General features: G+C 70.6%; 23 protein-coding genes. 15 read left to right on the top strand and 8 right to left on the bottom strand.

Annotated elements, in window-relative coordinates; translation table 11 throughout:
- The first annotated feature begins 365 nt into the window (after positions 1–365).
- Both OV207_RS11250 and OV207_RS11245 read left to right on the top strand, forming a co-directional pair.
- On the top strand, positions 366–608 hold the full coding sequence (locus OV207_RS11250) for a chaperonin (protein ID WP_193428108.1): 243 nt from the start codon (positions 366–368) through the stop codon (positions 606–608).
- A 62-nt stretch (positions 609–670) separates the two neighbouring features.
- Entirely contained in the window at positions 671–2,290 is a 1,620-nt protein-coding gene (locus tag OV207_RS11245; protein WP_420715201.1) for a phospholipase D-like domain-containing protein, read from the top strand.
- A 56-nt stretch (positions 2,291–2,346) separates the two neighbouring features.
- On the opposite strand, the gene OV207_RS11240 is transcribed toward OV207_RS11245, so the two are convergent.
- Positions 2,347–3,675, bottom strand: coding sequence for a hypothetical protein (locus OV207_RS11240; RefSeq protein WP_324291516.1), 1,329 nt, complete (start codon positions 3,673–3,675; stop codon positions 2,347–2,349).
- 147 nt (positions 3,676–3,822) lie between these two features.
- A complete protein-coding gene (locus OV207_RS11235; protein ID WP_267554849.1) occupies positions 3,823–4,359 on the bottom strand; it encodes a hypothetical protein in 537 nt (178 codons plus the stop codon).
- Between the two features lie 310 nt (positions 4,360–4,669).
- On the opposite strand from OV207_RS11235, the gene OV207_RS11230 reads away from it, so the two are divergent.
- The 5 genes from OV207_RS11230 to OV207_RS11210 all read left to right on the top strand — a co-directional run bounded on the left by OV207_RS11230 (position 4,670) and on the right by OV207_RS11210 (position 10,900).
- Positions 4,670–5,050: a BlaI/MecI/CopY family transcriptional regulator gene (locus tag OV207_RS11230; RefSeq protein ID WP_193428104.1), complete on the top strand. Its 381-nt coding sequence runs from the start codon at positions 4,670–4,672 to the stop codon at positions 5,048–5,050.
- A 4-nt stretch (positions 5,051–5,054) separates the two neighbouring features.
- On the top strand, positions 5,055–7,220 hold the full coding sequence (locus OV207_RS11225; RefSeq protein ID WP_267554847.1) for a M56 family metallopeptidase: 2,166 nt from the start codon (positions 5,055–5,057) through the stop codon (positions 7,218–7,220).
- A gap of 89 nt (positions 7,221–7,309) precedes the next feature.
- Positions 7,310–9,028 carry an aldehyde dehydrogenase gene (locus OV207_RS11220; RefSeq protein WP_267554846.1) on the top strand — a complete coding sequence of 573 codons (1,719 nt, stop codon included), beginning with the start codon at positions 7,310–7,312 and terminating at the stop codon, positions 9,026–9,028.
- Positions 9,029–9,098: 70 nt separating this feature from the next.
- Positions 9,099–10,271, top strand: a complete 1,173-nt coding sequence (locus tag OV207_RS11215) for a tetratricopeptide repeat protein (protein WP_267554844.1) — start codon at positions 9,099–9,101, stop codon at positions 10,269–10,271.
- A gap of 77 nt (positions 10,272–10,348) precedes the next feature.
- The gene (locus OV207_RS11210; protein WP_267554843.1) at positions 10,349–10,900 is read left to right on the top strand and encodes a hypothetical protein; all 552 of its coding nucleotides are present in this window, start codon (positions 10,349–10,351) and stop codon (positions 10,898–10,900) included.
- 13 nt (positions 10,901–10,913) lie between these two features.
- On the opposite strand, the gene OV207_RS11205 is transcribed toward OV207_RS11210, so the two are convergent.
- Genes OV207_RS11205 through OV207_RS11195 form a run of 3 tightly spaced genes read right to left on the bottom strand, consistent with a single transcriptional unit; the run spans position 10,914 to position 14,726 of the window.
- On the bottom strand, positions 10,914–11,975 hold the full coding sequence (locus tag OV207_RS11205; protein WP_267554841.1) for an SDR family oxidoreductase: 1,062 nt from the start codon (positions 11,973–11,975) through the stop codon (positions 10,914–10,916).
- Positions 11,976–12,003: 28 nt separating this feature from the next.
- Positions 12,004–13,140, bottom strand: coding sequence for a cyclic nucleotide-binding domain-containing protein (locus OV207_RS11200; protein WP_267554840.1), 1,137 nt, complete (start codon positions 13,138–13,140; stop codon positions 12,004–12,006).
- Positions 13,137–14,726, bottom strand: coding sequence for a cation:proton antiporter (locus OV207_RS11195; RefSeq protein WP_267554838.1), 1,590 nt, complete (start codon positions 14,724–14,726; stop codon positions 13,137–13,139). Before OV207_RS11195 ends, OV207_RS11200 begins: the two co-directional genes overlap by 4 nt.
- 243 nt (positions 14,727–14,969) lie before the next feature.
- On the opposite strand from OV207_RS11195, the gene OV207_RS11190 reads away from it, so the two are divergent.
- Positions 14,970–15,671, top strand: coding sequence for an ABC transporter ATP-binding protein (locus OV207_RS11190; protein ID WP_267554875.1), 702 nt, complete (start codon positions 14,970–14,972; stop codon positions 15,669–15,671).
- Positions 15,668–16,471 (top strand): ABC transporter permease, encoded by an 804-nt coding sequence (locus OV207_RS11185; RefSeq protein ID WP_193428096.1) that lies wholly within the window; start codon positions 15,668–15,670, stop codon positions 16,469–16,471. Before OV207_RS11190 ends, OV207_RS11185 begins: the two co-directional genes overlap by 4 nt.
- A gap of 7 nt (positions 16,472–16,478) precedes the next feature.
- Here OV207_RS11185 and OV207_RS11180 read toward each other — a convergent pair whose 3' ends face one another.
- The gene (locus OV207_RS11180) at positions 16,479–17,645 is read right to left on the bottom strand and encodes a PQQ-dependent sugar dehydrogenase (RefSeq protein ID WP_267554836.1); all 1,167 of its coding nucleotides are present in this window, start codon (positions 17,643–17,645) and stop codon (positions 16,479–16,481) included.
- A gap of 206 nt (positions 17,646–17,851) precedes the next feature.
- On the opposite strand from OV207_RS11180, the gene OV207_RS11175 reads away from it, so the two are divergent.
- The 3 genes from OV207_RS11175 to OV207_RS11165 all read left to right on the top strand — a co-directional run bounded on the left by OV207_RS11175 (position 17,852) and on the right by OV207_RS11165 (position 20,750).
- Positions 17,852–18,430 carry a type 1 glutamine amidotransferase domain-containing protein gene (locus tag OV207_RS11175; RefSeq protein ID WP_193428094.1) on the top strand — a complete coding sequence of 193 codons (579 nt, stop codon included), beginning with the start codon at positions 17,852–17,854 and terminating at the stop codon, positions 18,428–18,430.
- A 461-nt stretch (positions 18,431–18,891) separates the two neighbouring features.
- Complete coding sequence (locus OV207_RS11170) at positions 18,892–19,737, top strand: hypothetical protein (protein WP_267554834.1); 846 nt, start codon at positions 18,892–18,894, stop codon at positions 19,735–19,737.
- A 128-nt stretch (positions 19,738–19,865) separates the two neighbouring features.
- Complete coding sequence (locus tag OV207_RS11165) at positions 19,866–20,750, top strand: type IV toxin-antitoxin system AbiEi family antitoxin domain-containing protein (RefSeq protein WP_267554832.1); 885 nt, start codon at positions 19,866–19,868, stop codon at positions 20,748–20,750.
- On the opposite strand, the gene OV207_RS11160 is transcribed toward OV207_RS11165, so the two are convergent.
- Positions 20,727–21,623 (bottom strand): nucleotidyl transferase AbiEii/AbiGii toxin family protein, encoded by an 897-nt coding sequence (locus tag OV207_RS11160; RefSeq protein ID WP_267554831.1) that lies wholly within the window; start codon positions 21,621–21,623, stop codon positions 20,727–20,729. The two genes, OV207_RS11165 and OV207_RS11160, sit on opposite strands and share 24 nt — an antisense overlap.
- A gap of 36 nt (positions 21,624–21,659) precedes the next feature.
- Positions 21,660–22,595 carry a DUF1684 domain-containing protein gene (locus tag OV207_RS11155; RefSeq protein WP_267554830.1) on the bottom strand — a complete coding sequence of 312 codons (936 nt, stop codon included), beginning with the start codon at positions 22,593–22,595 and terminating at the stop codon, positions 21,660–21,662.
- A 129-nt stretch (positions 22,596–22,724) separates the two neighbouring features.
- Here OV207_RS11155 and OV207_RS11150 point away from each other — a divergent pair, with 129 nt between their 5' ends.
- The 3 genes from OV207_RS11150 to OV207_RS11140 all read left to right on the top strand — a co-directional run bounded on the left by OV207_RS11150 (position 22,725) and on the right by OV207_RS11140 (position 24,491).
- Positions 22,725–23,567: a 2-oxo acid dehydrogenase subunit E2 gene (locus tag OV207_RS11150; protein ID WP_267554828.1), complete on the top strand. Its 843-nt coding sequence runs from the start codon at positions 22,725–22,727 to the stop codon at positions 23,565–23,567.
- Between the two features lie 29 nt (positions 23,568–23,596).
- Entirely contained in the window at positions 23,597–23,827 is a 231-nt protein-coding gene (locus OV207_RS11145) for a hypothetical protein (RefSeq protein WP_267554827.1), read from the top strand.
- A gap of 121 nt (positions 23,828–23,948) precedes the next feature.
- Positions 23,949–24,491 (top strand): hypothetical protein, encoded by a 543-nt coding sequence (locus OV207_RS11140; protein WP_267554826.1) that lies wholly within the window; start codon positions 23,949–23,951, stop codon positions 24,489–24,491.
- Positions 24,492–24,496: the final 5 nt, after the last annotated feature.

Here is a 24,496-nt window from a genome sequence, read left to right as displayed (position 1 = left end):
GGCGGGGGTCGGGCGGTACGGGGCAGCAAGGGCAGGACGGGCGGGGCGGGGTCGGGCGGTACGGGGCAGCAAGGGCGGGACGGGGTTGGGGCAGGACGGGCGGGACGGGGTCGGGGCAGCAAGGCAGCACGGGGCGGTACGGGCGGGACGGGGTCGGGGCAGCAAGGCAGCAAGGCAGCACGGGGCGGTACGGGCGGGACGGGGTCGGGGCAGCAAGGGCGGTACGGGCGGGACGGGGTCGGGCGGTACGGGGCAGCAAGGGCAGGACGGGCGGGACGGGGTCGGGGCAGCAAGGCAGCGCGGGGCGGTACGGGCGGCACGGCGCAACACGGACACAGCACCTTCATCCACGGAGAACCCAGATCATGGCGACCAAGACCCAGAAGCGTGGACAGACCATTCAGCGCAAGGCCCGTCAGATGAAGGCGACGACGGCGAAGGCCGTGTCCAACGCGGGCAAGCAGGCCAGGCGCGTGCAGGTGACGCTCGGCGACCTGATCGCCGCTGCCTTCGACACCGTGGGGGGCGAGGCGCGGAAGGTGGCCAAGGTCGTCTCCTCGCCTGACATGACGCTGGCGACCGGGAAGCACATTGTGTTCGTGGGGTGATGTTCCGCCGGCCGGGCGCGGACAGGTTGGTTCCACTTCCGGGACGCGGATCCCAAGGCCAGGTGACTGCCGTGACGAGCATCCTCAACGCCGGACGCAACTACTGGGCGCGTTCGGAAACGCATGACGCGGGCGTGCTGGTGGACGCCCGGGACTACTACCGAGAGCTGTACCGGGCCATCCGGAAGGCTCGCCGCTCCATCGTCATCATGGGCTGGCAGTTCGACAGCGACGTGACCCTGCTGCGCGGCGAAGACCTGGAGGAGGCCCACGGAGGCGAGGTCCGGCTGCTGCCGCTGCTTGACCAGATGTGCCGGGAGAACCCGGAGCTGCACGTCTACATCCTCGCCTGGGACTTCAGCATGCTGCTCGCCATGGAGCGCGAGTGGATGCAGCACCTGCTCTTCAACTGGACCACGAACGAGCGGCTGCGCTTCCGCTTCGACTCGTCCAGTCCGCTCTACGCGGCCCACCACCAGAAGCTCGTCGTCGTCGACGGCGTGCAGGCCTTCACCGGCGGCATGGACGTGTGTGACTGTCGCTGGGACGACCGGGACCATCCCGCGCGCTCGAAGCTGCGCTGTGATTCCGGCCGAGACCCGCACGGTCCCTACCACGACGTGCAGACGGTGCTGACGGGCCCCGCGGTGAAGCCGCTCGCGGAGCTGTTCGAGGCGCGCTGGGCGCACTCCGGCGGCGGTGAGATCCGCCTGGAGCCGGTGGCCCGCGACGACGTGTCCTTCCAGGCGACCATGCCGGCCCCTCCGGGTCCGGTGGCCATCAGCCGCACCTTCGGAAAGACCATCCTCCCGCCGCAGGAGGAGGTGCAGGAGATCCGCGCGCTGTACGTGGACGCCATCGCCGCGGCCGAACGCTTCATCTACATCGAGAACCAGTACTTCTCCTCGCGCGCCATCTACGACGCGCTCGTCAAGCGCATGCGCGCCGCGGGACGGGGCCAGCTCCAGGTGATGCTGGTGCTGCCCCGCCAGCCCGAAGCGCTGCGCGAGCAGATCGCCATGGGCGTGGCCCAGGTGCGCCTGCTGCGTGCGCTGCGCGAGGTGGCCCGCGAGACGGGCCATGGCTTCGCGGTGTACGGCTCGGCGGCGAAGGGCGAGGACGGCTCGGACGTCTTCACGTACATCCACTCGAAGGTGATGGTGGTGGACGACACCTTCCTGACGGTGGGCTCCGCGAACACCACCAACCGCAGCCTGGGCCTGGACTCCGAGCTGAACCTGAGCTGGGAGGCGCAAGCGCCGGGGGACGCGGTGTCCAAGGCCATCCGTCGGATCCGCGTGTCGCTGATGGCGGAGCATGCGGGGCTCGCGGGCGTGTCCGCGCTGCGTCCGCTGGTGGAGGCGGACGCCCTGGTGGAGACGCTGGACCGGGTGGCCCAGGAGGGGCTGCTCCGGCTGCGTCCGCACCCGCTGGAGACGGTGTTCGACCAGAACCCGCTCTTCAAGCCGCTGGAGCCGGAGGACTTCCTCATCGACCCGGAGGAGTCGGTGCTGGACGAGTCCCTCTTCGAGGCCCTGCACAAGGGCGATGACGGCCTGTTCGCCTCCGGCGTGCGCCTGCTGTCGCGCTGGCTGGTGGGGCCGTCGTGTGACGCGCCCCCGCACCGGGCCATCCTGCCCTGCGTTCCAGCGCAGGAGGAGGGCGGCACGGCGGGGCCCTGAAGCACCGGGTCCGCGCGACGGGCCCCGGTGTCCCCGGAGGCCCGTGAACGGATGCGTCAGTTGCGGGCGAAGTCCACGCCCACGCCGGCACCCGCGCTCACGCCGCGCACCAGCACGCCATCCGGCTGCGGGAAGTGCACGGTGGAGCCGGCGGCCCAGATGTACAGCGCGGGCATCACGCGCTGCCGGCCCTCCACCGCGAACGAGTAGCGGGGCCGGTCGCCCAGGCCCATCACCACCGCGCGCACGATGCCCCGCGTCTTGCCGCCCGGGCTGCTGAAGCTCAGCGAGAAGTCTCCGTCCGCGCGGCCGAAGGCCGAGTACTCCAGCGCGCCGCTGGCCACGACCTCCGTCGAGTCCGTGCCACCGCCTCGCGCCAACGACATCTCGATGTAGCCGGAGAAGTCCTTGGGCACGCGCTGCTCCGCCTGCGGCTCCTCGGACAGGCCCACGGCGGAGAAGCGCGCCAGCTCGTACCCCGCGCCGAAGAAGCCGAAGCGGAAGCCGCCGCCCTGACGCCGCCCCTGCAGGGTGACGCTGAGCTGCGTGCCCTTGAAGTCGCCCTCGAAGGCGACGCCCAGCAGGCCGCCCACGTCCTGCGCGCCCGCGTTGAGGCGCGCGCCGCCAGCCAGCAGGACCCACGAGCGCAGCCGCTCGCCCTTGTACATGGCGATCTCACCGCCCAACGACGCGACCGTGGCCTCCGGCGTCACCCCGCCGGCCTCGCCGAAGTCGTGCGCCGCGGAGGCGCGCAGCAGGTAGCGGTCGAAGTGGTTCTCACTGCCGCTGACGACGCGGCCCAGGTCCAGCAGGAACTCGCCGGAGAAGATGCGCGCGGCGAGCACGTCGCTGGCGAGCAGCTCCACCCGCGCGGGCCCCACCGCGAACGACACCGTGCCGCCCGCCGGGTGGTAGTCCGGCGACAACTGGTTGTCGTAGCGGTTCACCAGGTAGCCGCGTCCCAGCGACTCCTCCAGGAACGGCTGTACGCGCAGGCCGAAGCGGCCGGACTCGTCCCCGATGCGCAGCAGGCGCACCACCTGGCCGTAGTCGCTGCGCTCGTCCCAGTCCTGGCGCCGCAGCCACGCGCCGTAGTCCTGGTCCTTCTGCGCGGGCGCGTTGTCCAGGAGCCGGAAGCGCAGCGGCGCGCCCAGCATGAAGGCGAAGTCCTCGCCGCCATCCACGCCCAGCGACGGGTACGCGTACGCGAACAGGTCCTGCTCCCCGCCGGGTGTCCCGGACGGGAAGCTCAGCGGCCCCACCTCCAGGAGCGCCCGGAAGCCGATGCCTTCCGAAGAGGAGGCAGGGGACGAATAGTCCTGTTCGTCGTTGGGTACCTCCTCGATGGACGAGGACTGGGAGTGCAGCAGTGCGAGGAGGGCCACGAAGGGAGCACCAGTCATTGGTGCTCAGTCTACTTGGCGCGGCGTGGGGTGGACAGACGAACACCCGGTAGGCCCGCGCACGGGCTTTACCGGGTATTCGCCCTCACCCGCGCGGAGATTTCCGCCGGGCGTGCTGCTTCACTGGGATTAGTTGGTGGGATCAGGCGTGGCGTCCATGTCCACCTTGGAGTCGGTGCTCAGGTCGTCCGTGTCCGCGTTGACGTCGCCGGACTCGTCCTTGATCTCACTCTTGCCGCTGCCCTCGTCGCCGGAGCCGCCGATGCCGTCATTCTCGTGGTTCTGGTTCACGGCGCCTGCGGGCGTCTGGGGGTCGCCCAGGTCCGTGGGGGTGTTCTGCTGCACGTCCCACTTCTGGCCGTCCTTCGTCTCCACGGTCTCGTTGGCGGCGCCGCTGCCGCCGGTGGCCTCACCCTCGTAGACGGTGGGCGCGCCCATGCGGTCGCGCTTCTCCAGGTCGCTCACGTTGCCCGCCTCACCGGCGGACTTGTCCGACTCCTGGATGTCGGCGCTGCTGCTGTCGATGGAGGACTCGGTGGTGCCCGCGCTGCCCGAACCCCCCATGGCGCCCGCTTCGGGAGCCGAGGCTTCACGCGTGTTCGCGGACTGACCGGCGCAACCGTACAGAGACAGGGCGGCGAGGGCCGCCATCAGTGGAAGCTTCATGGGGAATCTCCTGTGCGAGTCGGGTTTCGTCTTCCGGAAATCTGGTTGCCCGGCCGACAGAGACAAGGACACACACGGGCCTCCGCTACCGGGCCCGCTCCTGTGCGACCGACCAGACAGGCCCCTGCCGCGAAGCCTCCCTCCGAGCGGAACCGCATCCTCCAGACCCGGGGGCCAACCGGACAGCCGAGGGCCCGAAGGGCTCCTTCGCCCGGGCCTCACCGAAGGACGGCGACACCCGCTTGACTACGGTTGTAGTCAGCCGTACCTTGCTTCGTGACTACAGCTGTCGCCACGAAGGGTGTGACGGATGAAGAAGCCGGTGGGAGAGCAGGAACTCGCGCTGCTGCGGTACGTGGCGGAGCACGGGCCGGCGACGGTGGGGGAGGTGGCCGAGCGCTTCGGTGAGGCGCAGGGGTTGGCGCGCTCCACCATCCTGACGGTGATGGAGCGGCTGCGGCTCAAGGGCTACCTGACGCGCAGCAAGGTGGACGGGGTGTTCCAGTACGCCTCGCCGGTGGCCACGCAAGAGCTGCTGCGCGACGTCGTAGGGAACTTCGTGCAGCGCACGCTCTCCGGGTCGTTGTCGCCGTTCGTCACCTACCTGGCCGAAGCGGAGGACGTGTCCGACGAGGAGCTGAAGCAGCTCCAGGACGTCGTGACCCGCCTGCGCCAGAAGCGGAAGGAGTGAGCCGATGAACTCCATGGACCTGCTGCACGCGATGCCGTGGTGGTCGTCCTGGTCGGAGTCCCTGTGGCGCGCCTCGTGGCAGGGGGCGCTCTGCGCGCTGGCGGTCTGGGTCCTCGCGAAGGCGGTGCCGCGCCTGCCCGCGTCCCTGCGCGCGGGCCTGTGGTGGCTGGTGGCGCTCAAGTTCGTGCTGACGCTGGGCTGGGTGCACCCGGTGTCCCTGGCGCTGCTGCCCGCGGAGACCGTCTCCGTCGCGAGCCCGGGGACGCAGGGCGCCGTGGCGCAACTCCAGACACCGGGCATGTCTTCAGTGTGGGAGGGCTCGCAATCCCAGACACCCGGTGGGGCCATGTCCGTCCGTGAAGATGCGCTGTCGCGCCCGGGCGTTGAATCATCGGGAGGTGAACGCGCCGCGAGGGCGTCGAGCCTCGCATCCCCGGACAGGGGAGCATCAATGCACGCACCCGGATCCGCTGCTCCGGGTCCGGGCTCCTCACCCGAGGCGCGCTTCGGGTCCTTCGTCGCCGGTGCCTCGCGGTGGCTGCGGTCGTTGTCCGGCTCCAGCGCGGTCGCGTGGACGCTGCTCCTCGTCTGGGGCGCGGGTGTGCTCTGGCAGGTGCGGGGGCACGTGCGTGCGTGGCGTCAGGTGCGGGGCATGCGCGAGCGAGCGCGGCCCCTGAAGCATCCGGTGCTCGAAGAGGAGGCGGAGTTCCTCGCGAGCGAGGCGGGCCTGCGCCGGACGCCCTTGTTGCTGGTCTCGGATGAAGTGGCGAGCCCGCTGGCCGCGGGGCTCGTGTCGCCGGTCATCGTGCTGCCCTCCAAGGCGGTGCGCGAGTTCCCCGAGGACGCGCTGCGCATGGCGCTCGCGCACGAGGTGGCGCACCTGCGGCGCGGAGACCTGTGGCTCGGCTGGGTGCCGGCGCTGGCGGAGACGGTCCTCTTCTTCCACCCGCTCGCGCGTCGGGCGGCCCGTGAGTACGCGCTCGCCAGGGAAGAGGCGTGCGACGCGGAGGCCTTGCGTCTCACCGGCGCGGAGCCCGCGGATTACGGCGAGCTGCTCATCGCCTTTGGCATCACCCGGCCCCCCGGCAGCGCAGCGGCGCTTGGGGCGTCGGCCCACCTTCACGCGCTGCACAGGAGGCTCCGCATGCTGGAACATGTCGATGTCGTCCCCACCCAATCCCGTCGCTGGCTCAAGGGGGCGCTGTTCACCCTCGGGGCCCTGGTCCTGATGCCCTTCCAGGTCGTCGCCAAGGCGCCCGCCGCGACCGCCTCCGCGGCGACGGCCCCGGTGCCACCCGCGCCGCCGACCCGTGCCGCCGTGGCTCCGCTGCCGCCCGTGCCGCCCGCGCCTCCTGCCCGGACCGCGCTGGCCCCGCCCGCGCCGCCCGCCGGTGCCGCCGTGGCTCCGCTGCCGCCCGTGCCGCCCGCGCCGCCCGCGCCGCCCCTGCTCGCGGCCGCGCCGACGCCTCCCCGTCCTCCCCTCCCGCCCAGCCCTCCGGACATGGAGGACGGCGACACCTTCGCGTACCTCTCCGACGGTCGGACGATGATCTCCGGCTCCTCGGAGGACGTGCACCTGGCGCGCACCTTCAAGGTGAAGGGCAAGGACATCATCTTCGTGCGGCGCGGAGACAAGCCCTTCCTGATCCGCGACGCGCAGACCCTGGAACAGGTGCGCAAGCTGATGGAGGAGGCCGGGAAGCAGGGGGACGCGCAGTCCGCCCTGGGCCAGCAGCAGGCCGCGCTGGGCCAGAAGCAGGCGGCCCTGGGCCAGAAGCAGGCGGAGCTCGCCCATCCCCAATCGCAGCTCGCCTCGAAGCACGCCGCGATCGCGCTCAAGCACGCGGAGATCGGCATGGAGCGTGCCCGGCTCGCCAATGTCCGCGACGAGGCAGAACGGGACCGCCTGGAGGCGGCGCTGGACAAGCGCGAAGCGGCCCTCGACCCCGAGCGTGAAGCCCTCGACAAGCAGCAGGAGGAACTCAGCCAGAAGATGGAGGCGCTGGGTGAGGAGCAGGCGAAGCTCGGCCAGGAGCAGGCGAAGCTGGGCGAGCAGCAGGCGAAGCTGGGCGAACAGCAGGCGGCCCGCCACCGTGAGCAGTTCCAGAAGGTGATGAAGCGGGTCGACGAGGCCATCCGCAAGGGCCTGGCCGAGCCACTGCCCACCTGAGGACGGAGGGCGCGACCCCCACGGTGACGGCGCACGCGGGCTTCCCTATACCGGGGCCCTTCAGCGTGAAGCCCGTTCCGGAGGTCGCCATGTCCGCCGCCGTCCCGCAGCACACGTCTCGCACCACCATCGACATCCTGGTGCGCCGGGTCCGCGAGGGCTCGGGCGCGTGGGCGAAGCTCGCCCTCACGGAGCGGCTCAGGCTCCTGGAGGACCTGCGCCGCGCGTACGTCGCCATCGCGGAGCCGAGCGTGCGCGCGGCCTGCGAGGCCAAGGGCATCGACCCCGGCGGGCCCCTCGCGGGAGAGGAGTGGCTCGCCGGGCCCATGGTGGTGGTGCGCAACCTGCGCCTGCTCTCGGCCGCGCTGCGCGACATCCAGAAGCACGGCGCGCCCGTCATCCCCCGCACGCACCTGCGCACGCTGGAGGACGGGCGGCTCGCCGCGCGGGTGTTCCCCCTGGACCGGCTGGACGCCATGCTGCTGCCCGGCAACGTGGGCGAGGTCTACTTCCAGCCCGGCGTCACCGCCGACAACCTGCGCGAGGAACATCAAGCGTCGTTCTACCGAAAGCCCCACAAGGGCCGCGTGTGCGCGGTGCTGGGCGGCGGCAACGTCAACTCCATCCCGCCGCTGGACTGCCTCTACAAGCTCTTCGTCGAAGGCACCGTCTGCGTGCTCAAGATGAACCCCGTCAACGCCTACCTGGGCCCCTTCCTGGAGCAGGCCTTCGCGCCGCTCATCGCCCGGGATGCGCTGGCCATCGTGTACGGCGGCGCGGAGGAGGGCGCGCAGCTCGTGCGGCACGACGCGGTGGACGAGGTGCACATCACCGGCAGCGACCGCACCCACGACGCGCTCGTGTGGGGCCCGCCCGGCCCGGAGTCGGACGCGCGCCGCCAGAAGAACGAACCGCTGCTCGCCAAGCACGTGTCCAGCGAGCTGGGCAACGTGTCCCCGGTGGTGGTGGTGCCGGGCCCGTACTCGGACGGGGAGCTGCGCTTCCAGGCGGACGACGTCGCCGGCATGGTCGCCAACAACGCGTCCTTCAACTGCAACGCGGCGAAGCTGCTGGTGCAGCCGAAGGACTGGAGCCGGCGCAGCGCCTTCGTGGACCGCATCCAGGCGAGCCTCGCCCACGCCCCCGTGCGCCGCGCGTACTACCCGGGCGCGGACGAGCGCTGGCGCCAGTTCACCGAAGGCCGCCCGAACGTGCGGCTCGTGGGCACTCCGGGTGAAGGGGACCTGGCGTACGCGCTGATCCCGGACGTGGACCCCGCGAAGACCCAGGACCGCGTCTTCCGCCAGGAGCCCTGGTGCACGGTGCTGTCGGAGACGGGCCTGCCGGGCGCGGACGACCCGGTGGCCTTCCTGGACGCCGCGGTGGCGTTCCTCAACGACACGGTGTGGGGCACCCTCAACGCCACGCTCATCGTCCACCCGAAGTCCCTCAAGGATCCGGCGGTGAAGGCGGCGGTGGAGAAGGCGGTGCGCGAGCTGCGCTACGGCACCGTGGCCGTCAACACCTGGCCGGGCGCGGCCTACGCGCTGGGCAGCCTGCCCTGGGGCGGCCACCCGTCCTCGTCGCTCCAGGACATCCAGAGCGGGCAGGGCTGGGTGCACAACACGTTCATGCTGGAGTCCATCGAGAAGGCCGTGCTGCGCGCGCCGCTCACCTCCGTGCCCGCGCCCCCGTGGGTTCCAGGCCACCGGGGGGTGGCGGCCCTGGGGCGCCGGCTGGTGGACTTCGAGCAGTCGCCCTCATGGCTCAAGGTGCCGGGCATCGCCCTGGCCGCGCTGCGACGGTGAAACATCCATGAGCCCTTTTTGGGGCAGGCGGGGAAGCTGGCTTTCCGGAGGCTCGTGGTAGGTAGGGGCCATGGCATCCAGGTACGCGCAAGAGGGCGGTCAGTTCCTCCAGCAGGGCCAGCCCGCGGAGGCGGTGAAGAGCTTCCAGAAGGGCCTCTCCATCGACCCGAAGGACGTGGACTGTCTGATGGGCCTGGTGCGCACCCACCTGAGCACCGGCGCCGCCCGCGACGCCGAAGGCGCCGTGACGCGCCTGTTGCAGGTGCAGCCGGAGAACACCGAGGCCCAGGCCCACCTGGCGATGCTCAAGGCCCAGGCCGGGGACCCGGTGGCGCTGGTGACGCTCAAGGCGCTGGCCGCCGCGCCCACCGCCGGCTACTTCGAGCGCTTCAACCTGGGCACGCTGCTGTCCGAGCGCGGCGACCTGGACGGCGCGAAGGCCGCCTTCGAGGCCGCCCAGGTGGTGGCCCCCCAGAGCGTCTATCCGCACTTCGAGCTGGGCCGCATCGCGGTGCAGCGCAAGGACCCCCAGGCGGCGGTGCGCCACTTCCAGCAGGCCGCGACGCTGGCGCCCCAGGAAGCCCTGCCGTTCCTGATGCTGTCGCGCGCGCACGCGTCGAACGGCGCGGTGGGGCTGGCCATCTCCGCGGGCGTGCAGGCGCTGGAGCACGCGCAGGGCAAGACGCGCCTGGCGGTGCTGCAGGACCTCTTCCGGCTGTACCTCCAGGCCAACAGCCAGGACGCCGCGCGGCGCACCATCCTGGAGCTGCGCGAGCTGGAGCCGGAGCGCATCCAGTACATCCACCTGCACGGGCTGGCGGCGATGCTGGGCGGCGAGCTGGCGGAGGCGAAGGCGCTCTTCCAGGAGGCCCTCCAGCGCGCGCCCCAGCAGTGGGACGTGCGTCACTCGCTGGCCCAGGCGCACGAAGCGCTGGGCGAGCGCGACGACGCGCGGCGGCTGCTGGAGGAGACGGTGGCGGCGGCTCCCAACGAGCCCGGCCCCACCAACGACCTGGTGCGGCTGTTGATGGGCGACCAGGACCACGCACGGGCCCGCGTGCTGCTGGAGCGGGTGCTGGCGGCGAACCCCCAGGACGCGCTCACGCACCTGAACCTGGCGCGCGCCACCCAGCCGTTCGACCGGGCGGAGGCCACCCGCCACGCGAAGCAGGCCCAGTCGCTGGGCGGGGATGGGCTGGTGAAGGACCAGGCGGCGCAGTTGTTGAACGAACTGGGCGGTTGACGCACCCCGTCTTCCCCAGGCCCCCCTCCGTACCTACCTTCCTGGCCACGGCCCATGGCGGGCAGGGGGGCGCGGATATGCGCAAGGCGGAGCAGGCACTGATTGAACAGTTGGAGGCGCGCTTCCGGGAGGTCACGCGTCTGCTCTACGACACGACGGTCCCCGCGAGGGTCCTGGACGAAGAGCTGATGCCGATGATCGCCGACGGCGTCACCTTCACCGACCCCTGGCAGAAGGGCGGCGGCAAGGAGACGTACCGCAAGGGCGCGGCGGGCTTCCACTGCATGTTCCGCTTCGACTTCGACATCTTCCAGCTCAACATCCAGCTGGAGCCGGATGGGAAGAGCGGCCGGGCCATGGTGGACGGGGTGATGAACCTCAAGCAGTTCGCCTGGCTGTACACCTATCCCCTGCGCACCATCCTGGTGTTCGACTTCACGCTCCAGCGCGGCGAGGACGGCGGGGAAGCGCTGCCGCTCATCCACGCGCACGAGGAGATGTGGAGCTTCGCGGACATGATCGCCAACGTGCCGGGCGTGACGACGCTCTACAACGGCTTCCGCAACACCTTCAGCAAGGGCTTCCTGGTGGCCTCCGCGGTGTGCGGCCGCCTCAAGCAGGCCACGTAGGGCCAGCCGGGCTTCAGGCGGGGATGAGCTTCTCCGCCTGGAGCTGACGCATCAGCGCGACCATGGCCTCCGTGCTGTCCAGGTGCATCTCCTGGAAGCCGAAGCGGCGGGCCTTGTTCACGTCGAAGAACGCGTCGTTCTCCACGTGGAAGATGAAGTCGCCGAAGGCCCAGTTGGCCAGCTTCTTCAGCCCGTGCGGGTGCAGGCCGTGGCGCTGCGTGAGCGCCTCCCAGATGGGGGATTTGTCCTTCATCGCCTCCGCGAGGGAGAAGGGCTGCGGGTCCGCGCACGCGATGCCGAACGCCTCCGCGATGCGCGGGAAGACCTGGCCCCAGCGGAAGACGTCGCCGTTGGTGATGTTGAAGATTTCGCCCGCGCACGCCTCGTTGAGGGCGGCCCACTCCATGGCCTTCGCCAGCACCGTGGCGTCCGTCACGTTGGCGAGGATGGAACAGGCGCGCGGCGTGGAGGGGAAGCGCAGCGGCACGCGCAGCGCCTTGCTCAGGGACGCATACACGCCGATGAGGTTGCCCAGGTTCATGGGGTTGCCCACGGCCAGGCCCATCACCATGTCGGGCCGCAGGGCGGTCCAGCTCCAGCGCCGGCCCTGGGACGCGTCGCGCAGGTAGTCCTCCTGGTCGTAGTAGAAGTTGGGCGGGAAGTGGCGCGGGTCGGTCTCCTTCGCGGGCGTCTTGTAGAGGCCGAACTGCGCGCCGTAGGCCTTGCCGCCCTGGATGAAGCAGACGTGGCGGAAGCCCGGCGCGTGCTTCTCCAGGGCCTCCACGGTGTTGCGCAGCAGGGCCACGTTGACGCGCGCGAGCTCCGCGGCGTCCGGGCGCTCCTGGTAGGCCGCGAAGAAGACGTGGGTGACGTCCTTGAGCCACTCCGCCGCGCCCGCGAGCGAGTCCGGCGACAGCAGGTCCAGCGAGCGCACCTCCGCGCGCGTGGCGAAGTCCGGCGCGGCGCGCGCCACGGCCTTCACCGTCCAGTCCGGCCGCGTGTCCAGGTGCGTGATGAGGTTGCGGCCGATGATGCCGGTGGCGCCCAGCACCAGCGCGGTGTGCTTCGTCGTCATGGGGAGGGGCTCCAGGGGGTGTCTGTCTTCAGCGTCCGAACAGTCCGCGCCGCTTGGGCGCCACCTGGCCCCCCTGCACGCGGGAGAGGCGCTGGCCCAGGATGCGGCTCATCTCCAGCGCGACGGCGGGGTTGGCCATCATCACGCCCCGGAAGTCCTCGCGGCCCACGGCGGCCAGCTCGCACGGGGTGGTGGTGACGGCGGTGGCGTTGCGCGGCTCGCCGGTGAGCAGCGCCAGCTCCCCGAAGAAGCCGCCCTGCTTCACCGTGGCCACCGTCTGCCGGGAGGCGTCCTTCATCGCCACCTCGCCGGAGACGACCACGTAGAAGGTCTCCCCCGGGTCGCCCTGGCGGAACAGCTCCGTGCCCGCGGGCTTCTGGAGCAGCTCCGCGCCGCGCGCCACGTTCTCCAGCTCGTCGTCACGCAGCGGCGCCAGGAAGTCCAGCTTGCGCAGCGTCTGCGCCAGCGACGACGCCAGCCCCGCGCCCAGCGGCGGCTCCGCGGTGAGGAACTCCACCGCCGTCGCCACCTGCGCGCGGCGCGCCACCAGGATGACCGTGTAGCCGGCGCGCAGCTGCGTGTTGCCCTCCGGCAGCGCCGTGTGGCCCTGCGGGTCCACCAGCGCGATGAAGATGCACTCGCGCGGGAAGCCCTCCAGGGCGCGCACCTGCGCCACCGTCTGCCCCGACACCCGGGCGCGCGCCGGGATGGCCAGTTCGAACAGGAGCGCGTCGCTGCTGGTGAGCGGCAGCGACCCGGACACCTGCGGGAAGTCGATGGCGGTGGTCATCTTCGCCACCACCACGTCCGCCTCCGCCACCAGCTCCTTCACGCCCGCCAGCCGGTACGCCTCACGGTAGTTCGTGTCCAGCATGCGCACCATCAGGCGCGCGCTGGACACCGCGCGCACCAGCATGGTGAACGCCAGGTTCGCCGGGTCGTGCGCCAGCACCGCCGCCGCCACGTCCGCGGAGCTGATGCCCGCCGCCTCCAGCACGCGCGGGTTCGTGGCGTCACCGCACACCGTCACCACGCCCACCTCTTCGAAGAGGCGCGCGCAGATGCCCGCATCGCGCTCGATGACCGTCACCGTGTGGTGCTCCGACACGAGCCGCGCCGCCAGCGCGCCGCCCACCCGTCCTCCCCCCGCGATGACGATCCTCATGTGGCCCCGTGCTCCTTGATGTCCTTGCTCGCGCTGCCGCCGTGCAACACCTGCTCCAGGTCCAACATCCGCGCGTCCAGGTGCGCCAGCATCTTCTCCGCCGTCGCCTCCGGAATCAGCCCGTTGCGCCGGGCCCCCTGCAACGCCGTGCGCTCCGCGTCGATGAGCCGCCGCCGCATGCTCAAGAGGTCCCTCGCCCCTTCGGCCAGGTGCTGCTCGCTGATGCGCCGCAGCTCCCGCTCCGCCCGGGCGATGTTCACCTGGTACTCGCTGCGCAGGTGCTCATAGGCCGCCCTGGGCAGCAGCCCCTGCGTGTGCAGCGCGTCCAGCTCCACGTGCGCCGCGCGGCTGGCGATGAGCTTGCCCCGCTGCCCCGCCATCTCCAGCGCCACCGCGTCCTGCTGGAACAGGCCCAGCCACTTGAGCACGCCCGTGAGCGCCAGCCCCTGGCCCACCGTGGACACCAGCGTCACGCCGAAGGCGATGGCCACCAACTGCTCACGCGCGGGCGTGTTCTCCGGCAGGCCCAGGGCCAGACCGATGGACAGCGCGCCCTTGATGTTGCCCACCAGGAAGACGTGCTGCCAGCGCACCGGGATGGTCTCCGCGGGCTTGAACAGCTTGAGCAGCAGGAAGGGCACGTAGACGGCCACCGCGCGGCCCAGCACCACGGCCACCACCGCGATGCCCACGTCCGGCAGGTGGCCCTGGAGCGCCTCTGGCCGCGTGTCCAGGCCCACGGAGAGGAACAGGAACGTGTTGACGCCGAAGGTGGCGTACTCCCAGAAGGAGTGGATGGCCACCTGGCTCTGCGGCGGCACCTCGCGCCGGAGCGTCACGCCCACCGCGAGCCCCGCGACCACCGCGGAGATGGCGCCCGACAGGTGCACCTCCTCCGCCACCACGTACGACGCCAGCGCCACGGCCGTCGTCACCATGATCTCCGCGAGCGGATCCTCCGTGCGCCGGATGATGAAGCCACCCAGCAGGCCCAGGCCCAGACCCACCACCGCGCCGCCCACGGACGCGAGCAGCACGTGGCCGCCCAGCGAACCCATGGTGGGCGCATGCCCACCGGCCACCACCGCCGCGATGGCGGTGTACGCCACCAGCGCGGTGCCGTCGTTGAAGAGGCTCTCACCCTGGATGATGCCAGAGAGCCTCCCCGGCACCGGCGCGCGGCGGAAGGCATACAGGATGGAAACCGTGTCGGTGACGGCGAGGATGGAGCCCAGCAGCAGCGCGGGCCCCCACGCCAGGTCCAGCATGAAGTGCAGCGCCGCGCCGGTGGCGCCAATCGCCAGGGCCATGCCCAGCGTGGACAACAACCCAATGGAGATGGCGTTGGCGCGGATGCCATTGAGGTCGGCCATGATGCCGCCCTCGAACAACAACAAAGGCAGACAGATGAGGAACACCACCTGCGGATTGAGCGGCGGCACTCCCGGGAGCAGGTGGCCTACCGAAATCAGCAGGCCACCCAAGACGAGTGCGACGTTATAGGGGACGTTGGCCCGCTTGGCGGCGATCGCGAGTGCGATGGCCGCCACCATCAGGCCGATGAGGATGGGGACTTCCAGCAGCACGACGACTCCACCAGGCGCCAGGGGATGGCGGAGTTTTCCAGAATCGCGGGACGGGTGCACGACCACCGCTTCCTTTCCTCCCCTCCGCCGGATGCCCGGAGCCCTGCCCGCCTGCCTCCCCGCCCCGGTCATGCCCTGGCGGGAGGGCGGGTGCGTGGTACAGCAACGACCGTGACGACCCCCACCTCCACCGCACCCCCGGTGCTCTCCGTCTCAGCGCTGCGCAAGGCCTACGGCGACCGCATGGCCGTGGACGGCATCACCTTCCAGGTCGGGCGCCGGGAGGTGGTGGGCCTGCTCGGGCCCAACGGCGCGGGCAAGAGCACCACCATCAACATGCTCCTGGGCGTACTGGAGCCCACCTCCGGCACCATCCACATCGAGGGCGTGGACCTGGCCTCCCGCCGGGTGCAGGCGCTGGAGCGCACCAACTTCGCCGCCGTCTACGCGCCCCTGCCCGGCAACCTCACCGTGGCGCAGAACCTGCGCGTCTTCGGCCTCATCTACGGCGTGGAGGGCCTGTCCGCCCGCATTGAAGCGCTGCTCACCGAGTACGACCTCCAGCGCTTCCGGGACACCAAGTGCGGCGTGCTGTCCTCCGGCGAGCAGACGCGTGTTTCGCTGGCCAAGGCCATGCTCAACCAGCCGCGCCTGCTGCTCCTGGACGAACCCACCGCGTCGCTGGACCCGGCCACGGCGGTGGACATCCGCGAGCGCATCCGCGCGTTCGCGGCGCAGGGCGACAGCGGCGTGCTGTGGACGTCCCACAACATGTATGAAGTGGAGGCCGTCTGTGACCGCGTCCTCTTCATGTCGCGCGGCAGGGTGCTGCTCCAGGGAGACCCCAGGACGCTGCCCGGCGAGCACGGCCACAAGACGCTGGAGGAGCTGTTCATCGCCGTGGCGAACGAACCCCTGGCCCTGGAAAGGCACCCGGCCCCATGAAAGCCAGCCGCATCGCGGGCGTCGCCCTGCGCCAGTTCTATCTCTACAAGGGCAACTTCGCGCGCGTCGTGCCGCTGTTCGCGTTCGTGGCCATCGACATGGTGCTGTGGGGGTTCATGACCCGCTACCTCAACAGCGTCGCTTCGCGCGGCTACGACTTCGTGCCGGCGCTGCTGGGCGCGGTGCTGCTGTGGGACTTCTTCGCGCGGGTGATGCAGGGCATGACCATGGGGTTCTTCGAGGACGTCTGGTCCCGCAACTTCCTCAACGTCTTCGCCGCGCCGCTCACCCTGGCGGAGTACGTGAGCGGCCTGGTGCTGACGAGCATCGCGACGAGCGCCATCGGGTTGCTCGTGATGCTCCTGCTGTCCACCACGGTGTTCGGCCTGTCCTTCGCCGCCTACGGCGTGATGTTCGTGCCCTTCATCCTCATCCTCTTCCTGTTCGGCATCGCGCTGGGCATCCTCGGCAGCGCGCTGGTGCTGCGCCTGGGGCCGGCGGCGGAGTGGTTCGTCTGGCCCATCCCCAGCCTGCTGTCGCCCTTCGTGGGGGTCTTCTACCCCCTGTCCACGCTGCCGGAGTGGATGCAGTGGGTGTCGCGCGCGCTGCCCCCGTCGTATGTCTTTGAAGGCGTGCGCACGCTGGTGGCCGGAGGGGAGTTCTCCGGCGCCATGCTGGGCTGGGGCCTGGGGCTCGCGGTGCTGGACATCGTGCTGGCGGGCCTGGTCTTCCAGTGGGTCTACCGCTACGCGGTGCGCACCGGCCTGCTGGCCCGCTACAGCGCCGAAAGCGTCACCTGACCCGGCGTCAGCGCCGGATGCGCAGCAGCAGGTCCTTGCGCGGGCCGCAGTCGCCCCGGCCGTCGCAGTTGCTGGTGGTGACGTACAGGTGGCCGTCGGGGCCCATGAGCACGTCGCGCAGGCGGCCGTGGGTGTCGCGCAGGTAGACTTCGTGCTTCGCCACCCGGCGCGGGGACTGCGCGTCGAACACCACCCGGTGCAGGTGCCGGGAGCCCAGCGTGCCCACGAGCAGGGAGTCCTTCCACTCGGGAATCGCGGTGCCGGTGTACACGGCGGCGCCGCCCGGGGGCATCGCGTCGTCGAAGGTGAGCGACGGGGTGACGCGCCCGTCCTGCGTCTCGCACGAATAGATGCCGGGCCAGCCCAGGTTGTCGCCCGCCTTCACCACGCTCACCTCGTCGTGCGCGCGGCGCAGCGTCTCGCCGCTGGGGCCGTGGTCGGTGAGGTACAGCGTGGCCGCGTCCTTCCAGTCAAAGCCTTGCGTGTTGCGCACGCCCAGCAGGAAGGTGGGGGAGTTTGGAAAGGGATTGTCCCGGGGCACGGCGCCGTCGGGCGTCAGGCGCAGCAGCTTGCCCGCGGTGCTCGCCGGGTCCTGGGAGAGGTCCGGCTCGCGTGCGTCGCCGGTGCCCACGTACAGCATGCCGTCCGGCCCGAAGCGCAGCCGTCCGCCGTCGTGGTAGGTCGCGGACGGGATGTCGCCCAGGATGACCCGCTCGAACGTCGCGCGCGTGCCCTCCGGCGACAGCGTCCAGCGCTCCACCCGGTTCTGCGCCTTCCCGTCCGCGTCCGTGGTGACGTACAGGTAGAACTGGCGGTTCGTCGCGAAGTCCGGGTGCGCGGCGATGCCCAGCAGGCCCCCCTCGCTGCTCTTCGCGATGGGCACCGTGGCCACGGGCTGGGGCTGCAGCGCGCCACCCTTCAGCAGCCGCACCCGGCCTGGCCGCTCGGTGACGAGCGCATCCCCGCCTGGCAGGAAGGCCACGCCCCAGGGGACCTCCAGCCCTTCGGCCACCACGTCCACGGTGAGGGGCACGGTGCCGTCCGGTCCCCAGCCGTCCTCCACCAGGATGCAGTCCGCGGGGGAGGCGGTGCCCTGCGCCTGGCTCTTGCGGCAGGCGGAGGCGGAGGCGGTGAGCACGACGAGGGCGGACAGCAGCAGGCGTCGGGAGCGCATGCGGGGGAATCTAGCGCCTGGGGGCGGCGTGCTCCGGCGGCGGATGCGCGAAAACGTCAGTGAACGCGCGCCAGGGACCTGGAAGGGGGGCAGGCGGGCGCACCTCGCCGGGGGGAGCGACCCCGGGCGGCGTTGTCTTGGTCCCCTTCGTGGGCACCTTGCTCGGGCGGGTTCATCCACATCTTCGCCCAGCAGGAGGCGGTTCCATGGCGCGCATCGCATTCATCGTGGCCAACGACTTCGAGGACTCGGAGCTCAGCGTCCCCGTCGAGAAGGTGAAACAGGCGGGACATGAGGCCGTCCTCATCGGCGTGGAGGCAGGCAAGGTCCTCAAGGGAAAGAAGGGGTCGGAAGTCACGACGGAGCAGGCGGTGAAGGACCTGAAGGCCGCCGACTTCGACGCGCTCGTGGTGCCCGGCGGCTATTCCCCGGACCACCTGCGCATGGACATCAAGATGGTCGGCTTCGTGCGCGACTTCTTCAAGGCGGACAAGCCCATCGCCGCCATCTGCCACGGGCCGTGGATGCTGGTGGAGGCGGACATCGCGGACGGCCACACCGTCACGTCGTTCCCCTCCATCAAGACGGACCTCATCAACGCCAACGCGCGCTGGGTGGACCGCGAGGTGGTGGAGGACGGCAACCTCATCACCTCCCGCAAGCCGGACGACCTGGAGGCCTTCAGCGCCGCGCTGCTGCGTCAGGTGAAGAACGGCATCGCGCCGCGCATCGGCTCGGCCCAGGCCGCCGAGTCCAACGTGGACCGCGCCCCGCCCATGCACTGAAGGCCGGCTCGCGCCCCTACGCCACCGGACGACAAGACCCAGGCCCTCGGGGTGCCGCGCGCACCCGGGGGCCTGGAATGTTCACGGCGAACAGGGCGCCCCGGGGCCTGCCGGCCCGCTTCCCCAGGCAACCCCGGCGCTTGGATTGTCAGCCGGCCAACCCACCCCGGCCGACGCACTGCGCCGTGACCCCCAGGGTTGTCTTTCCGTTGATTTGGGATTGTTCCTTCAAATGCAGCTTGAAGGAGGGGTCGAAAACATCTTTAGTGGGTTTCCCGTACCCCAGGGACGTCACCAGTTCCCTGATTTTTCCGCCTGAGTTGCGATTATTTGATGGTGCTGTTTATAGTCCGGTCCGAAGCGACTCGGACGCGCTCCCCCCGCGCGGTGGCATCGGACCCCCCTTCATGAACCTGGCATCTCGAACCGTGACCTCCCCGCCGCGACAGGTTGTGCGTGCCGTGCTGCACGAGGCCCTGGAGAGCAAGCTGGGAGGGGAGGTGGTGGTGAAGTCCACCACGGTCTCCGGCCGCATCTTCGTGGTGGAGCGCAAGGTGGCGTGGACGGTGCTCACCGGGCCCGGGGCGCGCAGCTTCTCCACGGCGTTGATCGACGCGCGGCTGGTGAGCCGGGAAGACGTCGAGCAGGTGATGGCGGAGTGCCGCAAGAGCGGCGGCAACTTCTGCGAGACGCTGGTGGCCTGGGGCCTGGTGGAGCGCGACACGCTGCGCGAGCTGCTGTGCCGGCACCTGGGCGGTCAGCTGGACGCGCTGCTGGGGTTGACGGAGGTGCAGGCCCTCTTCGTGCCGCAGCCGCGCTCCTACTCCAGTCAGATGACCTTCAAGCTGGATGAGCTGGCGTCCGTCGCGTCGCCGCCAGCCGAAGCACCGCGATCCGCAGCCCCGCAGTCGCAGGTCCCCCCTCTCCTTCTGGAAAGTGAAGCAATGGCGAACGTGAAGCAGGCGCTGGAAGAAGCTCTGAAGATTGACGGGGCCTTCGCGGTCTGTCTGGCCGATGCGAAGAGCGGCATGACCCTGGGCAGCGCCGGTTCCGCGGGGTTCAACGTCGAGGCGGCGGCGGCGGGCAACACGGAGGTGGTGCGCGCCAAGATGAAGACGATGCAGATGCTGGGCATCAAGGACCGCATCGAGGACATCCTCATCACCCTCGGCGAGCAGTACCACATCATCCGGCCGCTCGCGGCGCGCGACGGGCTGTTCCTCTACATCGCGCTGCACCGCGCGAGCGCGAACCTGGCGCTGGCGCGCTTCCGTCTGGCGGAGCTGGAGAAGACCATTCAGGTCTGAGCCCGCCGTTCAGGGTCCGCAGCCCCACGCCGCCCGCTTCCCCCAGGGAGGCGGGCGGTGGCGTTTCCAGCTACTTGGCCTGGAAACAAGCGTCTGCCCAGGTATATATACCTGGGCAGACGCTTGATATGCCCCGAAAAACACGACTGGAGCTTGCCGCCGGGCCCATCACCACGGCCTTCCAGGAGGAGGCCAGTCGGGTCTATTCGCGCCCGGCCCTTACGGCGATGCTCCAGCGCCACCGTGGGGCATGGCGACTCCCGGCCTCGGTCAGGCTGGCCGGCTTCATCCAGTTCCTCACGGACTCAAAACAGCTTTCCGTGGTGCGCCTGTCCTCGGACGCCGGCGAAGTCGTGACCCGCTACGTCTGGGAGCAGGCCTCCCCCCATGCGGTGGCGCTGTCCCTGCGTCCTGCTGCCTATCTCTCACACGGAACAGCGGCGCAGCTCCACGGGCTGACCGAACAGTTCTCCAAGGTCATCTACGTCAACAAGGAGCAGAGCCCGAAGCCCCCGCCAAAGGGCGGCCTCACCCAGGAGGCCATTGATCGGGCCTTCAAGGGAAAGCAGCGCGCTTCGACCTACGTCTTTCACTTCGACATCTACCGGGCCGTCCTGCTCAGCGGCAAGAACACCGGAGCGTTGGGGGTGGAGGACGTACCGACGCCAGAGGGAGAGTTCCTGCCCGCGACAGGAATCGAGCGCACCCTGATCGACCTCACGGTCCGGCCCAACTATGCGGGAGGCGTCGAAGAGGTCCTTGGGTGCTTTCGACGCGCGCACGAGCAGGGGCGGGTGGATGTGGACGTGTTGCTCCAGACGCTCGCACAACTGAACTACGTCTACCCGTATCACCAGGCCCTGGGGTTCTACATGGAGCGCGCAGGCTTCGCGCAAGAAGCGCTGAGACCCTTGAAGGCTCTGGGGCTGCACCATGACTTCTATCTGGCCTACGGGCTCAAGGGGCTCGTGTACGACCCGGGCTGGCGGCTACACCATCCCCGCGGCTTGTAGTCGCCCGACTTCCTTGCAGACGAAATCGAAATAGAAGTCGAAGGGTTCCAACGCTTCGCCGGTGACCGCTGCCTCCACGGCGGACCAGCTCCGCCGATGAAACTCCCGGTGGCGCTCCTCGCGAAGCAATCTCAGAAGCGCAAGGGGGACCTCCTTGGCTGCGAAGATGCCCTTCATCAAGGCGGAGTGCCCGGTCAGGTCCACCTGCGCGTAATGGATGCAGGCGTGGAGGTCATAGAAGTCGCGTGCACGGCTGGCAGGGTTCTTCCTCTGCTCGTATTCGTCCATCTGCTGGCAGAGGGCGCGGAGCTTCTCGGCGGCGATCATCGCGGGCGTGTAGACGGAGCAGCGCTGACCGTTGGAGAGCTCCGCTTCGGTGCTGCCCTGGCAGAATTCGAACTTGCTGATATCGATGGTTCGCCTGGGCGCACTGCGCCTGTACAGCTCATGCAATTGAGCTGCGCTGGGGACGGCGCCCTTCCTGGCTTCGCGCCGACGCAGCTCCTGTTCCATGCGGTTCATCGCCGCGACGCTCAGGACCTTGAACTCCGCGTGATAGCCGCCCCAGGTCACCCCTGGCCCGGAAGTAGAGGGCTTGGGACCAAAACGGAAGTCCATGAACGCATACCCCGCGTCGGAGAAGCGCGCTGACAATGCTGCTTCCAACTCGCGTCCCAATGCATCCGCATCCTCGACGTCACCTTCCATCGAATAGTCCAGATCCAGGGATGCGCGTGCCCCCAGTCGGTGGATCAGTTGCAGGGCATTGCCTCCCTTGAGCACGAGTCGGTCCATCAGTGACGCGTTGGATGCAATGGCGGAAGCGGTCAGGACCGCGAGTTCGAAGGGGAGAGAAGGCGTCGCGGTGGGCATGGTCGGGGCTGGAAGGGGCGAGGTGCCGTGGAGTCCTCAGTGACCGCCCGCGCGCTTCTCACCGGCTTCCACGCGCAATGCCAGACGGTTGCCGCGGGGCGGCAGCGGGCAGGTGGCGAACGCGGAGAAGGCGCACGGCGGGTTGTAGGCGCGGTTGAAGTCCAGCACGACGCGCCCGCTCGCATCCGGCAGGGGCGCGGAGAGGAAGCGGCCGGCGCCGTAGGTGGTGTCGCGGTTCGTCTCGTCGCCGAAGATGATGAACAGCTCCTCCGAGCCCTCGTCCTGCACCGGCAGCAGGCGGTACTCCTTGCCCGCCACGGTGAACACGAGCGCTCCGGGCGACGGCAGCTGATCCTGCATGCCCAGCACGTTGGGGACGGTGATGGTGCGTGACGCGGAGTCCGGCACCAGCCGGGCCTCCACCTTCCACGCCGCGCTGGGCGTGTACATGGGAATGCCGTGGAACTGCCTGCGCGCCGGGGCCTCCGAATCCTTCACCCGCACGCCCAGCTTGTCGCCCCGCTGGATGACCTGGAAGTTCACGCTGCCCAGGCGCAGCACGTCCGGCGCGCCCTGCTCGTCTGTCTTCAGCGCGCCCCCCGTGAAGGGCTTCCCCTCCCGCGTGAAGACCACGCCCGCCGCCGGCTGGAAGCGCACGGTGTTGCCCTCGCGCACGAAGGAGCCCGCCTTCGCCGGCACCGACGCGGGCAGGCGCACCCCACTGTCGGGCGCGGAGCCCGCCGTCTGCGCGCCCTCCTTCAGCCAGGTGAGCCCCACCAGCGTCAGCCAGCCGTCCTCCGTCGACAGCTCCTGCAACCGCTGCGCATGCCACGCCTGGGTGGCGGCGATGACGTCCTCGGCCTGCGTCGCCGGGGCCTTCTTCTCCTCGGTGGGGGCCGGGGGCTTGGGGGGCGTCTTCGCGGGCGGCGCGGCCTGCAGGGCCAGGGACAGGACCAGGGCGAGAGTGCTCATGCGGATGGGCCTCGGGGCGTGGGGGAGGGGAGGACTTCGCGGCCCTGCTGTCTAACAGGGGTGGCCCGCCCCGCGCAGCGCCCCCCGGTTGCGCGCCGTCCACCCGCGTGCGATGCGCGTGAAGCCCGCATGAACCTGGACCTCATCCCCGCGCCGCCCGCCAGTGCCTTTCGCAAGCTCGCGCTGGGCACGTGGCGCGCGCCCCGGGACCCCTCCGCGTATGCGTCGCTGGAGCTGCGCATGGAGCCGGCCCTCGCGTTCATGGCCGCGCACCGGACACGGACGGGCCGGCGGCTGACGGTGACGCACCTGGTGGCGAAGGCCGCCGCGGACGCGCTGCGCCTCCACCCCGACGCCAACGTCGTGCTGCGCGGCCACCGCCCCTGGCAGCGGCGGGACGTGGGCGTCTGCGTGCTGGTGGTGCAGCCGGCGCAGGGCTCCTCGCGGGTGGACCTGACCACCGCCACCGTGCACCGCGCGGATGCGATGCCATTGGAGGCCCTGGCGGACGCGCTGGAGGCGAAGGTGTCGCGGGTGCGGGCGCGCGAGGACGTGGAGATTGAACGGGGCAAGCGCCGCTCGTCGCTGCTGCCCGGCTGGCTGATGGGCCCCGCGCTGCGGCTGCTGTCGTTCGTCTGGTACGGGCTGAACGTGAACCTGCGGCGGGTGGGCATGCCCGTGGACCCGTTCGGCTCCGTGGCGGTGACGAACCTGGGCTCGCTGGGCCTGGAGCAGGGCTTCGTCGCGATGGTGCCCTACACCCGCGTGCCGCTGCTGCTGGCCCCGGGGAAGGTGCGCGACGTGCCGGTGGTGGAGGACGGGGCGCTGGTGCCCGGCAAGGTGATGACGCTCACCTGCACCTGGGACGCGCGCCTCATCGACGTGGACCTGGCGGCGCGGGTGCTCCGGCACATCGGCGGCGCGCTGGAGGACCCCCGGGGGTGGGATGCACCCGGGGGCGAAGCGCGGTAGAACGGGGGCGTCACCTGGAGGTCAACGCCATGTCCGTGGATCCCAACCGCCGTGTCAGGTCGTCCCGCCCCGTGGGGCGCGTGCTGGGCGGACAGGACCGCTTCGAGAAGGAAGCGCTGGAGGGCCCCGCGGAAGGGCCCCTCGCGATGGACCGCCGCCAGCGCATGGCGGGAGGCCCCCTGCCGGTGAACGGCGAGAGCCCCTTCGCCGCGAAGCTGCGCAAGCTGGGCACGTCGAACCCGGACGGCAAGGACGGCTGAAGGCGGTCGTCCTGCTTCGCCGGTGCGTCGCGCCGTCCCTCTTCCCGCGACCCGCCGCTTCGGGCTAGGCACGGGCCCTGGCCGCGTGTCGACGCGGCCTCTCACCGGGATGGGGGCACTCATGCGGAAGGCACACGCGGTCGCGGTGTCGTTGGCTGCGCTGATGTTGGGGCAGACGGGCTGTTACCGGACCCACGTCACCACGAACCTGCGACCTGAGCAGGGCCGGCACCACGAGGACCGGCAGTGGTTCACGGCGGCGGGGCTGGTGCCCCTGTCCAAGTCGCCCGGCAGCGAGTGCAGGAACGGCGTGGCCTGGGCGCAGAGCCGGGTGACCCCCACGGACTTCTTCATCCAGGCGGGCCTCGTGCTCGTCGGCGGCCTGATTGGCGGGGCGGTGTGCGCCGGAGGCGACCGGACGGAAGACGAGCAGAGCGCCTGCGCGGGCTACGGCGCGTTGGCGCCCCTGCTGCTCGTGGGCTCGCGCACGGTGGCCTACGCCTGCGTCGCGGACGACCAGAGCGGGCTGCCGACGCCGGGCATGCCCCTGGGGGCGCCGGGCCGCACGCCCGCCGCCGAGACCCCGGAGGCCGTGCCGTCCACGCCGACCCCGCCGCCGCTGCCGCCGCCCGGCGCGGTGCCCGAAACAAACCCCGGGCTCTGAGAAGT

Source organism: Corallococcus sp. BB11-1, from assembly GCF_026626625.1.
In the GTDB taxonomy this organism is placed as follows: domain Bacteria; phylum Myxococcota; class Myxococcia; order Myxococcales; family Myxococcaceae; genus Corallococcus; species Corallococcus soli.
Note: the sequence above shows the minus strand (reverse complement) of the source record. Positions and strands in the feature narration are given on the sequence as shown.

Coding starts and splice junctions, on each gene's coding strand:
- OV207_RS11250 (WP_193428108.1), top strand. CDS start 366: ATGGCGACCAAGACCCAGAAGCGTGGACAGACCATTCAGCGCAAGGCC.
- OV207_RS11235 (WP_267554849.1), bottom strand. CDS start 4,359: ATGAAGCTTCCACTGATGGCGGCCCTCGCCGCCCTGTCTCTGTACGGT.
- OV207_RS11230 (WP_193428104.1), top strand. CDS start 4,670: ATGAAGAAGCCGGTGGGAGAGCAGGAACTCGCGCTGCTGCGGTACGTG.
- OV207_RS11225 (WP_267554847.1), top strand. CDS start 5,055: ATGAACTCCATGGACCTGCTGCACGCGATGCCGTGGTGGTCGTCCTGG.
- OV207_RS11220 (WP_267554846.1), top strand. CDS start 7,310: ATGTCCGCCGCCGTCCCGCAGCACACGTCTCGCACCACCATCGACATC.
- OV207_RS11215 (WP_267554844.1), top strand. CDS start 9,099: ATGGCATCCAGGTACGCGCAAGAGGGCGGTCAGTTCCTCCAGCAGGGC.
- OV207_RS11210 (WP_267554843.1), top strand. CDS start 10,349: ATGCGCAAGGCGGAGCAGGCACTGATTGAACAGTTGGAGGCGCGCTTC.
- OV207_RS11205 (WP_267554841.1), bottom strand. CDS start 11,975: ATGACGACGAAGCACACCGCGCTGGTGCTGGGCGCCACCGGCATCATC.
- OV207_RS11200 (WP_267554840.1), bottom strand. CDS start 13,140: ATGAGGATCGTCATCGCGGGGGGAGGACGGGTGGGCGGCGCGCTGGCG.
- OV207_RS11190 (WP_267554875.1), top strand. CDS start 14,970: ATGGCCGTGGACGGCATCACCTTCCAGGTCGGGCGCCGGGAGGTGGTG.
- OV207_RS11185 (WP_193428096.1), top strand. CDS start 15,668: ATGAAAGCCAGCCGCATCGCGGGCGTCGCCCTGCGCCAGTTCTATCTC.
- OV207_RS11180 (WP_267554836.1), bottom strand. CDS start 17,645: ATGCGCTCCCGACGCCTGCTGCTGTCCGCCCTCGTCGTGCTCACCGCC.
- OV207_RS11175 (WP_193428094.1), top strand. CDS start 17,852: ATGGCGCGCATCGCATTCATCGTGGCCAACGACTTCGAGGACTCGGAG.
- OV207_RS11165 (WP_267554832.1), top strand. CDS start 19,866: ATGCCCCGAAAAACACGACTGGAGCTTGCCGCCGGGCCCATCACCACG.
- OV207_RS11160 (WP_267554831.1), bottom strand. CDS start 21,623: ATGCCCACCGCGACGCCTTCTCTCCCCTTCGAACTCGCGGTCCTGACC.
- OV207_RS11155 (WP_267554830.1), bottom strand. CDS start 22,595: ATGAGCACTCTCGCCCTGGTCCTGTCCCTGGCCCTGCAGGCCGCGCCG.
- OV207_RS11150 (WP_267554828.1), top strand. CDS start 22,725: ATGAACCTGGACCTCATCCCCGCGCCGCCCGCCAGTGCCTTTCGCAAG.
- OV207_RS11145 (WP_267554827.1), top strand. CDS start 23,597: ATGTCCGTGGATCCCAACCGCCGTGTCAGGTCGTCCCGCCCCGTGGGG.
- OV207_RS11140 (WP_267554826.1), top strand. CDS start 23,949: ATGCGGAAGGCACACGCGGTCGCGGTGTCGTTGGCTGCGCTGATGTTG.